This window comes from Psychrobacter sp. BF1, assembly GCF_019279065.1.
Taxonomy (GTDB): domain Bacteria; phylum Pseudomonadota; class Gammaproteobacteria; order Pseudomonadales; family Moraxellaceae; genus Psychrobacter; species Psychrobacter urativorans.
In genome coordinates this window covers 193,510-207,383 of the sequence record NZ_JAGYWV010000007.1, presented here as the reverse complement: position 1 = coordinate 207,383, position 13,874 = coordinate 193,510, and the positions used below count along the sequence as shown (strand labels likewise).

Annotated in this window: 13 protein-coding genes and 1 tRNA gene; 10 read left to right on the top strand and 4 right to left on the bottom strand. The window is 42.2% G+C overall.

Annotation, left to right across the window (positions count from 1 at the left end):
- The first annotated feature begins 119 nt into the window (after nucleotides 1-119).
- The 3 genes from KZA12_RS09925 to KZA12_RS09915 all read left to right on the top strand — a co-directional run bounded on the left by KZA12_RS09925 (nucleotide 120) and on the right by KZA12_RS09915 (nucleotide 2,977).
- On the top strand, nucleotides 120-524 hold the full coding sequence (locus KZA12_RS09925; RefSeq protein ID WP_218690144.1) for a DUF3427 domain-containing protein: 405 nt from the start codon (nucleotides 120-122) through the stop codon (nucleotides 522-524).
- Between the two features lie 279 nt (nucleotides 525-803).
- Nucleotides 804-1,505: a hypothetical protein gene (locus tag KZA12_RS09920; protein ID WP_218690143.1), complete on the top strand. Its 702-nt coding sequence runs from the start codon at nucleotides 804-806 to the stop codon at nucleotides 1,503-1,505.
- A 557-nt stretch (nucleotides 1,506-2,062) separates the two neighbouring features.
- On the top strand, nucleotides 2,063-2,977 hold the full coding sequence (locus KZA12_RS09915; protein WP_218690142.1) for a lantibiotic ABC transporter permease: 915 nt from the start codon (nucleotides 2,063-2,065) through the stop codon (nucleotides 2,975-2,977).
- A 379-nt stretch (nucleotides 2,978-3,356) separates the two neighbouring features.
- On the opposite strand, the gene KZA12_RS09910 is transcribed toward KZA12_RS09915, so the two are convergent.
- A tRNA-Leu gene (locus KZA12_RS09910) sits at nucleotides 3,357-3,443 on the bottom strand.
- Nucleotides 3,444-3,625: 182 nt separating this feature from the next.
- Entirely contained in the window at nucleotides 3,626-4,399 is a 774-nt protein-coding gene (locus KZA12_RS09905; protein WP_201622630.1) for a ferredoxin--NADP reductase, read from the bottom strand.
- A 379-nt stretch (nucleotides 4,400-4,778) separates the two neighbouring features.
- Between KZA12_RS09905 and tsaA the strand changes: the two genes are divergently transcribed.
- The 7 genes from tsaA to gspK all read left to right on the top strand — a co-directional run bounded on the left by tsaA (nucleotide 4,779) and on the right by gspK (nucleotide 10,998).
- Nucleotides 4,779-5,633, top strand: coding sequence for a tRNA (N6-threonylcarbamoyladenosine(37)-N6)-methyltransferase TrmO (gene tsaA / locus KZA12_RS09900; protein WP_218690141.1), 855 nt, complete (start codon nucleotides 4,779-4,781; stop codon nucleotides 5,631-5,633).
- Between the two features lie 340 nt (nucleotides 5,634-5,973).
- Nucleotides 5,974-6,762: a TatD family hydrolase gene (locus KZA12_RS09895; RefSeq protein WP_218690140.1), complete on the top strand. Its 789-nt coding sequence runs from the start codon at nucleotides 5,974-5,976 to the stop codon at nucleotides 6,760-6,762.
- 252 nt (nucleotides 6,763-7,014) lie between these two features.
- Entirely contained in the window at nucleotides 7,015-7,704 is a 690-nt protein-coding gene (locus tag KZA12_RS09890; protein WP_201622627.1) for a TetR/AcrR family transcriptional regulator, read from the top strand.
- A 153-nt stretch (nucleotides 7,705-7,857) separates the two neighbouring features.
- Entirely contained in the window at nucleotides 7,858-8,619 is a 762-nt protein-coding gene (locus KZA12_RS09885) for a type II secretion system protein (RefSeq protein ID WP_256932919.1), read from the top strand.
- On the top strand, nucleotides 8,620-9,042 hold the full coding sequence (gspI, locus tag KZA12_RS09880) for a type II secretion system minor pseudopilin GspI (RefSeq protein ID WP_218690138.1): 423 nt from the start codon (nucleotides 8,620-8,622) through the stop codon (nucleotides 9,040-9,042).
- Nucleotides 9,039-9,941 (top strand): type II secretion system protein GspJ, encoded by a 903-nt coding sequence (locus tag KZA12_RS09875; protein WP_218690137.1) that lies wholly within the window; start codon nucleotides 9,039-9,041, stop codon nucleotides 9,939-9,941. Before gspI ends, KZA12_RS09875 begins: the two co-directional genes overlap by 4 nt.
- Before the next feature lie 13 nt (nucleotides 9,942-9,954).
- Nucleotides 9,955-10,998 (top strand): type II secretion system minor pseudopilin GspK, encoded by a 1,044-nt coding sequence (gspK, locus tag KZA12_RS09870; RefSeq protein WP_218690136.1) that lies wholly within the window; start codon nucleotides 9,955-9,957, stop codon nucleotides 10,996-10,998.
- 396 nt (nucleotides 10,999-11,394) lie between these two features.
- Here gspK and KZA12_RS09865 read toward each other — a convergent pair whose 3' ends face one another.
- On the bottom strand, nucleotides 11,395-12,075 hold the full coding sequence (locus KZA12_RS09865) for a TetR family transcriptional regulator (RefSeq protein WP_201622622.1): 681 nt from the start codon (nucleotides 12,073-12,075) through the stop codon (nucleotides 11,395-11,397).
- A gap of 96 nt (nucleotides 12,076-12,171) precedes the next feature.
- Entirely contained in the window at nucleotides 12,172-13,650 is a 1,479-nt protein-coding gene (locus tag KZA12_RS09860; RefSeq protein WP_218690135.1) for a deoxyguanosinetriphosphate triphosphohydrolase, read from the bottom strand.
- Nucleotides 13,651-13,874: the final 224 nt, after the last annotated feature.

Sequence of the window (13,874 nt, the reverse complement as noted above, 5' to 3'; positions counted from 1 at the left end):
TCCAAAAAATGGTCGATGCCCATCCGTAACTGGACGTCTGCTTTAAATCGCTTTATGATTATGTTTGATGATCGTATCAGCAGGCATTTAATCTAAATGGCAGTTACACAGAATCTGGGATGGGCTCTGTAGCTCAAAACGTTGGTGGTTATTTAGTCAGTGAAGATAAAACCAATTGCCCAATATTTGTTAATTATCATAAATCCCACGATATATCTAATACTACAAAATATGAAGATGGCTTTATTAATGAGTCTGTATTTAGTTGGATGTTCAAGTCAAAAAGGACATTAAATAGCCCGGAAGTTAAGTTGTTTCAAGCATATCCTAGCGGTTTTCGGATTCCTCTATTCATTAAAAAGCATAATGATGAAGGAAATGACTTTTACTATATGGGAGACGTATCACCAAGACACAATAGCTTTGAGCAAACCTCAATATCTGGCGCGCCTGTCGTCAAAGTTGCATTCGATATGCATAATGAAGTGCGAGCGGACATTTATAATTATCTACTCAATGAATAATTTTTTAGCTAAACAACTTCTTGTTTATCATGATTTCGTAGCTTATATGTAGATTGCAGAACCAACCTAGCGCTTGGTTATTCACAATAAGGCCTGTTGATAAAGTAGGCGATATATCTAAAAGCCCTCGAATAAGGGATAATGTACCCTATAGATTTTGAGCGGCTAATCGACAGTTAAATTAGCACTGTATTTAGCAGCTCCTCCAGCTTATATCCACCTTATCTAATAGCGCTAACTTAAACAATATCGCCAACCCAAATAACAAGGCAGTCCTGAATGACTCATAATAACCCTTACAACCTTTTGCCCTTGAAGCCTATTGGTAGAAATGAGACCAATACCGCCAATACCTACTCTCCGCAAGACATGCTGAAGATATATGAGCAACAGTTTTTGACCGAAGTGCCAGAAGATAAGCTCACTGAGTTTTTGCCGATGTTAAAAGGTTTTTATGACATTGACGACCATACTTTAGATATTTGCGCAGTGATCTTTGATGCCGTTGGTGACGCTTGTATTATTTATAATCATAAAGTACAAATTGGTGATTATCAGATAATAGGCGAGCTAGTAAAAGAAGAGCTTGCTAATGAAGACTATAGCGATAGTGAAGGCGAAGAACAGCAGCCCGCGCAAGCTTATACTCTAGAATGTAAGCGAATTTTCTTTATCAATGACGTACAAATGCCTTACCAATTCAATCTATTTATTCAAGGCGATGGTTATTCTACTTTGACTAGAAAAGACAGCTTATTAGAGAAGATATACTGGTTTGTGAATGATAGCTTTGATGAGCATTTATTAGATGATTCTGAAGATTCAGAAAGCTTAGAGTCCATTAACGAGCAGTTGGCCAGCTTAGGGGTTAGAGAAATGGATTTGACCACTATCCATGAACTAGTCAACTTTATCGAGGACAGTCTCATAGATGATGAAATGGCGGATGCGCTTAATGAGTTAATAGACGCTGCAGAATAGTTATAGTTATAGTTATAGTTATAAAGGTATGAGGGTGTGTCTGGCGCACCCTGATATCGCAACTAGATGCTAATAGTTGATAGTTGATAGACAGGTTGCCTCACAATTATAAATACCTTTATGACCAAGGGAAGCTTTAACTGCAAAAAATCATTAAGCTTGATAGGTAACTACTCATAATTTGATTGTGTTAACCCATAACGGCTATAGCAGGTGAGGCTCTGTTAGTGCGGGCGGCATTGAAACAGCAAAAGGCATTCCTCTTAGCAGAAGCCAGCTACTTAGTACTGAATAGTTGGCTTTTGGCTATATGCCCATCCCAATAGGGCGGCGATCCATAATAGCCTTCGATAAAATCAATAAAACATCTAACCTTGTGCGGCAGTAGCTTTCTATGGGCGTAGACTGCATATAAGCCTAAGCTTTTAGTTGCAAGCCCAAGGCTTTAGTATGACTGCCAGCAATCAGCCTGAGCTGATTTATGATTATTTGCCTAAAGGATGGCAAAAAAGGGGATAATACCCAATTTTTTATAAATATTTTTATTAGGAAAGGTCATGCTTCTTCGTTTTATTGCGCGTCATAGCATATTAATTATGCCGGTTTGCGCAATTGTGGGCTTTGTTCTTCCAAACCTATCCAATGCAGTACTAGTATATTTACCTCAAGTACTGTTCTTCTTGATGTTTTTTACTTTACTGGGCATCGACCAATATGCGCTGCTAAAGCGTATAGCGACAAGCTATGTCTGGATTTTTGCCTTGTTACAGAGCGGGGGTATGAGTCTAGTTTTAATATTGATTGCTTATGCACTGGGTGTACGTGGCGATTGGCTATTAGCGATTGCAGGTCTTGGTGCCACTGCGCCCTTGTTCGGTAGTGGTGCGTTAGTCAATGCAGTAGGGTTTGATGCACAACTGGCGACGGCAAAAACTATCGCTGCTACGCTCGTTATGCCATTTACATTATTAGGCGTATTGTGGCTATTGGGCAATGAAAATGCGCATGTAGACGTTGGTGTTTATGTCAATCGCCTATTAATTTATATCGTTATGCCAATGGTGCTAGCTGTGGCAATGCGTCGGTTGTTTCCAGCTGATATTTTGTCACGTTATTATCCCAAAATTGGGCAGTTCAATATCTTACTGCTGATGTTATTTCCACTAGGATTGATGGCAGGATTTCGTACTACCTTTGACAATGATCCGTGGCAAGCGTTGTTATTACTGTTGCTAAGTTCGGTATTGGCATTAGTGTTTTATTTTTCCGCTTATTTTATATATCGGCGTTTTGGCTATGAAAATGCCATTGTCGCTGCGTTGGTGTGTGGCGGACGCAATGTATTACTTGCTTACACCATAACCGCTCCTTTTATGGGTGTGATGTTTTTACCCTTATTGGGTGCTTTTCAACTACCAGCATTTTCCCTACCTTTATTGGGTAAATATATGGCAAAACGCCATAAAATATAAAGTGCGATCTATGGATTTAAAGTCCGGTTTCAGTGAATGGAGTCTATTAGATTTTCACCTAAGGTAACTATGAGAGTTACTCATTGAAGACTATCGATGAGACTTTTCTAACAACTGTATAACGGGCTATAAGCCACTAAACATTGAATAAGTCATTACTAAACCAGTGTTTTTTGATAATAGCCAGTCTCACTCATAATCCGCTATCAATAAACAGGCCACCTTAGCATTTTGCAAGGTGGCTTGTTTTTTTCTAAAATTATTAGTTACTATTTATTAAGCTTTACTACTACTGAGCGATGTCACTTGGCATAGTAATCATCCCAACCATAAGACAAAAAAATACCGCTAACCATATAGGCTAGCGGTATTTTAGTATTGGTACCGGTGGTCGGACTTGAACCGACACGCTTTTAAAGGCAACGGATTTTGAATCCGTCATGTCTACCAATTCCATCACACCGGCGTGTTAGGTAATAATGTCTTTGCTGCTTAACATTATTGAATTGGGCTACAGGGTTAACTGTATAGGTGGCGTATTATAGCAGGCTATTTTTAACCGTCAAGCTATTTTTATCACCTATTATTGATTTTCACAGCACTATTTTGTAAAAGCTTTGTCAAAACAATATTTTAGCCAGTTTTTGATTAGCCTACAAAAGCACGCTCAATAACATAATCGGCTTGTACGCCCATACGTGGCGATAAAGTCAGACCAAAGCCATCTAGTATCTTGGCGACATCAGCATTGAACGGCATACTACCGCAAATCAATACACGGTCATCTTCTTTGTTAATAGGAGGTAGACCTATGTCACTAAACAGCTTACCTGATTCCATCAAGTCAGTGATTCGTCCCGTATTGCGGAACTCTTCACGTGTAGTGGTTGGATAGTAAATGAATTTTTCGCGGTACCATTCACCAAACAGTTCATCATTAGGTAACTGTTCTTCGAACATCTCACGATAGGCCAAATCATCAACGTTACGTACAGCATGGACTAAGATGATTTTTTCAAAGCGCTCATAAACTTCAGGGTCACGAGCTAAAGACAAGAATGGCGCAAGGCCAGTACCCGTAGATAGCATATATAAGTGTTTGCCTGGTAACAGATCATCGAGTACTAACGTCCCTGTGGGCTTTTTACTAACCAACAGCTCGTCACCGACTTTGATGTGTTGCAAGCGTGAAGTGAGCGGACCGTTAGGTACTTTTATCGAAAAGAATTCTAAATGCTCTTCGTAATTGGGACTAGCAATTGAATAAGCACGTAACAGTGGTTTGCCATCAATGATCATACCGATCATCGCAAACTCGCCATTTCGAAAGCGCAAGCCATCATCACGAGTGGTCTTGATACTAAACAGAGAGTCATTCCAATGATGAACTTCGGTAACCGTTTCAGTGCGCAATTTTGACATAAAGTCCTCGTTACTGTTTATTTTTATAAAAATAGTATTATAAATGATTATAACGCTAGCTATAAAAAGCTATTTTTTTTAAATATTTAATCAAAAAAATGGCATTATAACCAGTCAAAGATTGGCTAAAAACTATCTGTATAGCCAATTATATAGATGCAAGTTATTCTCAATATATAATCTTGGCTATGATAACAAACTTTAAAGTAAAAATCCGCCTAACCAGCTAGCGCTAGCATGATAAAATAGAATAACGTTAGTAGATAATTATCTATGCTGGATTAGTTGGTATCGATTGCTTAGGTTTTATAACCTTTTAATAGACTGTTTTCTCTGACATCCGAGGATTTTTTATGGCTAAGCAGCAAGGCTTTTGTAGATGAAATGTATTGATGAAGAGCAATTAACTCATGTAGCGCCGATTATAGGCTATCACCGTGCGCCGCTATCGCAGAAGTTCGGTGCCCCGCGTCAGCCTAATTTAGTAGCCTTGCTTAGTGTCATTGAGATGCTCACCCCTTATGATAATCCAGCAGCTTTTGCAGGCTTAGAGGCATTTAGCCATATTTGGCTCAGTTGGCAGTTTCATCATAATTATATTAATAAAAAAAGTGCCCATAACTCTGAGCAAGATCAGCAAACTAAAGCGGCGCCTGCTGCGGATCAACCTGCCTTTCGACCTCAAGTAAGACCTCCTAGACTCGGTGGCAACAAAAAGCTTGGCGTATTTGCCAGTCGCAGTATGTATCGTCCGTCAGGTTTAGGATTATCAGTAGTCAAGCTTGAGGCTATCGAAGTGCTTGAGGGTAGGGTGTTATTATTGATTAGTGGCGCTGATATGATCGACGGTACTCCGATCATCGATATCAAGCCTTATGTTAGTTATAGCGATGCCTATAGTGACGCTGCTAGTGGCTTTGCTCCAAGCGCTCCTGAATCATTGATAGTGACGATGTCTGAGCTAGCTGAGCAGCAGTTCGAAGCGCTTATTGATATAGAGCCGATAGATTGGGAAGATGAAACAGTGGCGGCTAAGGTTTATAGCTTACAGCAGCAATTAATAGCAGCTGATAAAGTATTAATAACAGCCTTGATAGCGCAAGATCCGCGGCCTGCTTATCGTCGTGAGGAGCTAAATAGTAGCTTTGTTATGCGTTATAAAACCGTTGATATTAGCTTCACACAAATAGAATTAGGTACCTTACTGATTAATTCAGTCATAAAAGTCTACTAGATCATAGCTTTAAAGCGTGCAGGTTACTAACGTCGAAGCATTGTTGCATTGTTGCATTGTTGCATTGTTGCATTGTTGCATTGTTGCATTGTTGCATTGTTGCATTGTTGCATTGCGGCGACAATACTAACCTTGATGTTAATAATCAGCACTTATTTAACCTAGTCGATTGGCTAGTGTCACAGCGCTATTGAAAAATCGCTTTACTAAGGCAATAGTCATAACTTAACAACATTTTTAATTTATAACTTAAACACATTTATAGCTTGTAAAGATTTCCAATACATTTGCCCTAGCAAATTTAAATTTATATAGCATGACCAATATAACGAGAGTATCTATGTTTACTGATAGCCATTGCCATCTTAATCGTCTTAATCTAGAGAAATATGATGGTCAATTGTCCAGAGCGATTGCCGCTATGAAGGAGGCCAACGTCACCCGTGCGATGGCAGTCATGTGCGACTTTGCTGAGTATGACGAAATTGCCAATATCGTTAATACTTATAGCGACGACACACTGAACTTAGGGATGAGTGTTGGTATTCATCCTTGTGAGGATATTGCTGTATTGCAGTCTGCTACAGTTGAGCGGCTGATCGAGACTGCTAGTGGCGATCAGGTTTGGGCAATAGGTGAGACGGGGCTGGATTATTACTGGTCAACTGAAAATAAGCTAGCGCAGCAAGCTAGTCTAGCTCGTCACATTCAGGCAAGTCAGCACCTCAAAAAGCCGCTTATCATCCATATGCGTGATGCTAAAGACGACACTATCGATATCCTAAAAAGTGAGGGCGCTGAGCATGGCATTATTCACTGCTTCACTGAGGATTGGGATACTGCTAAACGTGCTTTGGACTTAGGGTTTTATATCTCGTTTTCAGGTATTGTAAGCTTTAAGAGTGCACAAATGATTCAAGACGCTGCCAGAAAAATGCCTAGAGATCGTTTGCTTATCGAGACCGACAGCCCTTATTTAGCACCAGTACCTAAACGTGGCCGTCCCAATGAGCCAGCTTACGTACCGTATGTTGCCAGTTACTTAGCTGATATGTATGGCTGTAGCAGCGATGAGGTCGGAGAGTTGACTGCAAAAAACTTTGTAAATTTACTAGCGCAGTATCATTAAAATCGTTATGCTATGACCAGTCAGTCATTTGTTAAACAGGGTAATTGTGGATATAGACGGTACATTAAGTGGTCAAAAATAGTGGCCATAAGTGTGATGATCCACCCATTAAAAACCCTTAATTAATAAAGTTTATTAACAAATGTAAGCACATTCAAACTTATGTAGTAGTAAGCACAATAGGGAAAATTCGTGCTTATTATTAGGCAGTTAAGATTGTGTGTTTAACCTTATTGGGTCTTAGGAGAAGTTATGAGTCGTCAGCACCAGTTCAAAGTACGCGAAGAGAGCATCTTAGCCATGGCTGAGCAGTTATTATTAGAATCTGGTAATGGTGATATCACTCTCGACAGTTTGGCGGATCAGCTAGATTTAGCTAAAGGTACTTTGTATAAGCATTTCTCTAGTAAAGACGAACTGTACTTACGTATTATTATTCGCTATGAAGAACAACTGTTTGTGATTAATCTTATCGATGACTGTCCTTCGGCAGGGGTGGCTAGAATGATTTTTCAGCAGCTACTCAATCCACAAAAAGCCATGTTGCTCAATCAGATAGAGGAACGTTTAGCCGCCTCTTCGACTGGTCTTAACCGTCTGTTTGGTGAGCTTTACGATATCCGTCGTCAGCGTATGAAACGTTTGATCGATATCATCAGCGCTCATCTAAAAGATAAGCACAGTAGTATGAGTACCAGAGATTATCTATCCTCTATTTGGGCGATGGGTCAAGGCGGTGCTGGCTTATTGAATTCTAGCTTTTATCAGCGCTACTTAGGGTGTCGTGAGACGCTACGCTATGCTCTGATTCAGCAGATGTTGGACTTACCAGGTCATTACCTAAGTAAAGATATTGATGAGAGTGCACTGGATGAGGATATGCAAGAGCTGGTCGAACAGATCGATACTGAATCAGAAGAACATCGCAATACTACTTATTAAAAAGTTAAACTTGTACGATTCGCTGCTATAACACTTCTTTATAATAGGTGCGCCATGCTGGTTACTCGCAAGATTATACCTCGTTTGGTGGTCACCTATTTTTTATGCTTACGCTGTTTATCACTACTAATTCATCTATTAAAGCGCAAACTATTGACCCCTCTGCTCAGCCATTACTCATCAAATAATCCTATCGCAGTCAACCCTTCCGCTACCAATCAACTATCGATAAGCCATTCTGTGCTACCAACTAGGCGACAGCCAACATTGTCACGCTCACAAGTAGGCTTTACCTTAGTCGAGATTATGGTAGTCGTCGTTATACTATCGATATTTGCAGGCATGATGAGTCTATCCGTTGGCAGCAGCGACTCACGAAAAAACCGTGCTTTTTATGAGCACCTCACTGATTCGCTAAGCTACGTACGGCTACTATCTGCCGAGCGTATGCAACCGATGGGATTGATCCTACAAGCGGATAAGCAAGGCCAAGTCACGCCCGTTATTGTCACCTTATCCAATCCTTATCTAAGCTATCAGCAAGTGGCTAACTCTACTGCTGACAGCGGCAAAAACTCGATGGAGCTCTCAGCAGATATTTCAGGGTTATCCGCCTCCGGTAATGAGCAATCCCCAACACCGAGCTGGACAGTTGAGCCAGAGGTGAGCTTGCCAACTATGCCTGTTGGGGTCAGTTTAAGCATTGCCAGTTTGGATGGCGCTGATAGCAATGAGGAGGAAGGGCGAGTGTTGCAGCCGTGGTTTACGGGTCAAACTGTACCGCAAGTCTTATGGTTTGGTACCGGACAGGCAACCCCTGTCACTATAGAGGTGCGTCATGATTCGCGCTTAGTAGGTGAGGTGATTACTATTTTACCTGATGGCAGCATGAGCATCGGACAGGAGTCGCTATAGATGAGGCATTCTTTATCTAAGTCTCAAAGCGGCTTTACTTTAATAGAAGTGATGGTAGCGCTGGCTATCTTAGCGGTGGTTGCGGTAGCCGCTAGCCGTGCCAGTAGCGCATATCTAAATTCAGTCGATACCCTGCGTACTCGGACCTTAGCGCACTTTGTGGCACAAAATGTAGCTGCCGACTTACGAATACAGCAGACAGTATTGACGGCTAATAGTACCCAAACTATCTCTTCGCAAGGGCGTGACTGGCAAGTGGCAATGACTACTAACGCAGCTTTGGCTCCTGGCTTAACAGCGATCAATATCAGCATTGCGCCTATAGTAGATGGACAAACGCGTGCCCCCGTGACCGATATCGATGTATTAATGAGCGATACTACTAATACTACTGGTAATAAGCAACGGCGGGGTCAATCGTGAGACAGCAGCGAGGCTTTACGCTATTGGAGCTGATGGTGGCGATGGTGATATTCGCAGCGCTTGCCATTTCTGGCTGGCAAGTATTCGACAGCGTTAACCGGGCTCGCGAGCGTGCCCAGCTACAAGCTGACAATCTAGCAGTACTGCAGTACGCTTATCTACAGTTACAGCAGGATATGGGTCAAGTCATCGCTTATCAAGCGGCTAGTAGCCAAAACAGTCAGGTTGCTAATAACGCTAATAACAATAACAATAATAGCAACAACAACGCTAATGACACTAACAACGATAATCCAGCAGCTGATGAACAGGCTGCCGCTATGCCTGAGCCATTTATGAGCTTGAGCAATGAGCAGGTTAGCTTTATGCGTTATGCTGATCCCGACCCACGCTATCAAACTAGCCCTAGCATCCAGCGTGTTGAGTATCTGCTCAGTGACCAGCGTTTGATACGTCGGCAATATACTAATAATAAAAATGAAAGTATCGGCCTAGATAGCGTTTTGCTCGAAGGGGTGACAGAGGTAAGCTGGCAAGCGTATTTACCAGAGCCAGTGTCCAAGTTTCCGGATGCCGACAGTCAAAATAGCCCCAATGGTAATAATAGCTTAGGCCAAGCAAATAACACGTCTAATAAGCCTAAAGTACGGCTACTGCCTAGAGGGGTTAGTCTCAGTTTTACTTACCAACAGCTGCCTATCACTTGGCAATTTGCTTTAGCAGCACAGCCAGCGCCTAATACTAGCAAAGCCAAGAGCGATGATGTTAGCAACGGCAATGGCAGTAATAATAACAATAATAATAGTAATAACGGCAGCAATGACAACAACGATAACAATGGCAGTAATGGCAGTAATGGCAGCAACAGTGATGCTGTAAATAGACCAAGCGCTCAATAACTAGGAGAAGTGTATGCTTGCCTCAGCAAACTCTCAGCGTGGGGTTGCGCTACTGACGATATTGTTATTAGTCGTCAGCATCACTATTGTGGCAGGCTCAATGCTGGCTAGTCAAAAAGTGGCCATTCGTCGTAGTGGGCTGCTATTTAAGCAGGATCAATTATTACAAGATATAGAAGCCGGTCAACAGCTAGCGATGACGGCTATTCGCGCGGACAATAATCTAAATCAGACTGACAGCACGCAAGATGTTTGGGCGCAGCCACTACCACCCTTTGAGTTAGGCGGTCATAGTATCAGTGCTGAGCTGCGTGATGAGGCCAGTCGATTCAATATCAATAACTTGTATCATGATGGCGCTACTGATGACGCCGCCCTAGCAGTGTTTCAGCGTCTTTTGACTCAGCTAGCGCTAGAACCCGAGATAGCCATTGCCATATTGGACTGGCAAGATACGGATAGTGAAGTCTATAAAGATGGTGGTAATGAGGGCAGTGTGTATAGTCAGCAATCTCGTACGGCCGATCAGCGCTTGGCCAATCAGCCTTTTGTGAGTGTTGAGCAGTTAATAGAAGTACGTGGCATTGATGCTGAAGTGTTGGCCAAGCTACGTCCTTATGTCAGCGCCGTGCCTTATTACTTGCCGATCAACGTCAATACTGCCAGCCCAATTCTGCTTGCCGCTTTAATGGATGGTGCTACTAGCGAACAGCTGCGCAGCTTAACTGATAAGCGTAGCACGCAAGTGTTAGAGACTATAGCCGACCTTTGGCAGCTGCCTCCTTTGAGTACGCTTAGTGTCGAACAACAGCAAGCGCTAACGCCATTATTAGCCGTCGATAGCCAAGCCTTTATGGCGCTAATCACAGCTACTGATGTTGATGATCAACCGACGGCTAAGCAGCGCTTCGCTACGGTATTGATCAGCAAGACTATTGACGACAACTCTGCTGCTGTAAGCAATAACAATTCTAATGCCGATACGGCTGACAATAAAAAACCCAAACAAGTAACGGTTATCAGCCAGCGACTTTGGGCATTTCGGCCTAATTTTTAATGAGTGTATTTACTAAGGGGTAATATCAGAGGGGAAGGTTTTTAATATTGCTGTGATGACAGTCTCTATTGGTGATAATAGTCTCTATTTAAGTTTGGTATAGCGTGGGTATAAACCCACGCAATCATTAGGTTTTGTAGCAATATATTTAGGTATTTAGGTATTTAGCTACTTGATTATGATTTGCCAAGACGGGATTTATTACAAGCACCAGTCTCAGATACGGCAAGCTTCATTTCGTCCAGCAGACCTTTGTTTTCATCATTAGTATAGATTTGAGTTTTTGTTACTATATTTTTGATGCCTAGAGGATTTTCAATTTTGGCAGGTTATGATTACCGTAGAGCAGGCTGTTTGGGTCGCAAGCTCCCAGCGCTTTTATCTAAGGTTTAATCATTAATCATCGAGCAAAGTTTCTTCGCTAGATTTCCAGTTATAAGCCCCATAGAACAGCATCTGCGCTTGGCGGGTGCAATTGTGTAGCATCAATTGTTTGCGCTCTTCAATAGCGGTTATATCAGCTTCGTCATCATGCGCCTCAGAGTAAGTCAGCTCTAGCCAATCAATAATCCAAGAAAAGAACATGTTTATACCAGCTTCAGAGAGTAAGCGTAGATCATAATTATTGATATGAGCGAAAGCGGGTTGTAGCGCCAAATCCTCAGCCAAAATTTCTGTATGCATCTTGATCAATTCACTAATCGCTTTACGCACAGACTCTGAGCCACCGAAGCGTTCGCTAACTAAAAACTGCCAATAACGTGGCTGCTCACTGACGGTCTGCAAGAACAGCTGAATACTTTTGGCAATTTGTCGATCGTAGCTGCGTTTTCGGCCAATTTGCAAGCCGTCACGTAAGGTCGCTAAAGTGTTACCCAATTCTTCAAGTACTAGCGCTTGACCTAGTGATTCCATATCGTCGAAATGTCGATAAAATGCGGTCGGTACTACGCCAACTTCGCGAGTTACTTGGCGTAAACTGATCGAGCTAAAGGCTTGACCAGTGATACACAAGTCTAATACTGCATTAAAAAATGCGTGCCGAGTTTGAAGTTTCTTTTGTTCACGACTACTCATAATCATTCAGAAATTGCCTAGTTAAGGGTCATCATACTCATTTCACTCTAAGAATACGAATAAAAACCACAGTTATCAGATAAAGAGCTTATTTATTTAAACCATTGTACCCCAATTACCCTGCAATTCTTGCGCCAACCGATAAGCTTCATGGTCATTCATCCCAGTGATAAAGTCCAAGATATTAAGAATGTTATGATAAGTATCTGCTGTCAATGAGCGCTTATTAAGCTCATTAAGATGGGGCAATAATAAGCTTAATAAGCGCTGATGCTCAAAGGGTTTTGGGGCCTTGCTCACCGCTGTCCAAGCCAACGGCATAAAGGCATCTAATAGCCGATGCAGACATTGATTAGCCATCAGTTCCATACGTACTTTGGTAGGATGGTTGAATATTTTTTCACGAGCCAACTGTTTGGCTTGCATAATACCGTTTTGAACAGGCGCATCGCAATGGTCAAATAAGCTGCCTTCTAGTGTTCCTGCCAGCATCGCTTCACTATTGGCGACGAAAGCATCAGTGACGGTATTGACTAGGCGCATCATAGCTCGGGCTCTGAGCGAGGCGAGACTCTGTCTTATTGAGACTTGGGTCGGTGCAGCAATAGCCTCAGGGCGCTCACCAATCAGCTCATAAAATATAGCCGCAACCTCCGGATAGCTGAGCATATCTAGATGAATACCATCCTCCAAGTCTATTAGCGCATAACAAATATCATCCGCCGCTTCTAGTAAATAGGCAAGGGGGTGGCGACAAAAGCCGTCATGCTGCGAGGAGTAAGGCAATTGCAAGCAAGCGGCCAGTTGCTCCAACTGTTGCGCTTCACTAGCGAAGCAGCCGAATTTTTGTACGCTAATTATTTTACTATCCGCCTGATTGTCAGGGGATTTCCCAAGGTCATTATCAGCAGGGTTGTCACTGCTGTCAGAGCCGTTAGTAGATCGTACTAAGCTTTGGTCGGCCAGCCAAGGGTACTTCATAAACGCCCCTAAAGTTGCACAAGTTAGGCGCATGCCGCCCTTATCAGGGTGATGTTCGTTACTAACTAATAGTCGAAAGCCTTGCGCATTGCCCTCATAGTTGGTGATATCTAAACGCTGATTGGTAGTTAGTTTTTGCAATACGCTGTGGCGATCAGGATGCAAAAACCAATCTCGAATGGCGTACTCACCAGCATGACCAAAAGGTGGGTTGCCGATATCATGAGCTAGGCATGCCGCTTGTACTATGACGCCGACATCAGCTGGCGATACACCAGCTGGCAAGCCATTAGCGAGCTTGTCATGCAGTTTTTCAGCGGCCATCATACCTAATGAGCGACCAATACAAGACACTTCTAATGAATGAGTCAAACGAGTGTGAATGCCTAACTGGTTAGTCAAAGGGTGTACTTGGGTCTTTTGATTGAGCTGACGAAACGAGTGGGAAAAGACTAGACGATCATAGTCTTTATGAAACGAGGTACGAGCGCTGTCTTGTGCGGGCGCTTTTTTGTCACTGCCTAGGCGTTGAGCGTTGAATAATCGGGTCCAATGTTCAGCAGTATTTTTTGGCTTAGTGAATGGCGTGCTCATAGATTATTATCCCTTATTTATTATTGTTGTTTTAAAGCGGCTACCTAGCTATAGGCTGTTAAAGACTATAAACAATAGCGCTGGGTTAATGATACTAGCATTCACAGTCAGCCTACAGTACTGCTAACTATGTAAAGTGAGTTTACCTAAAATCATACGCTATAAGTTAATATTTAATGGCAACAGCACAATCCTAGACTAAAATAAAACCCATAAAAAAGCCA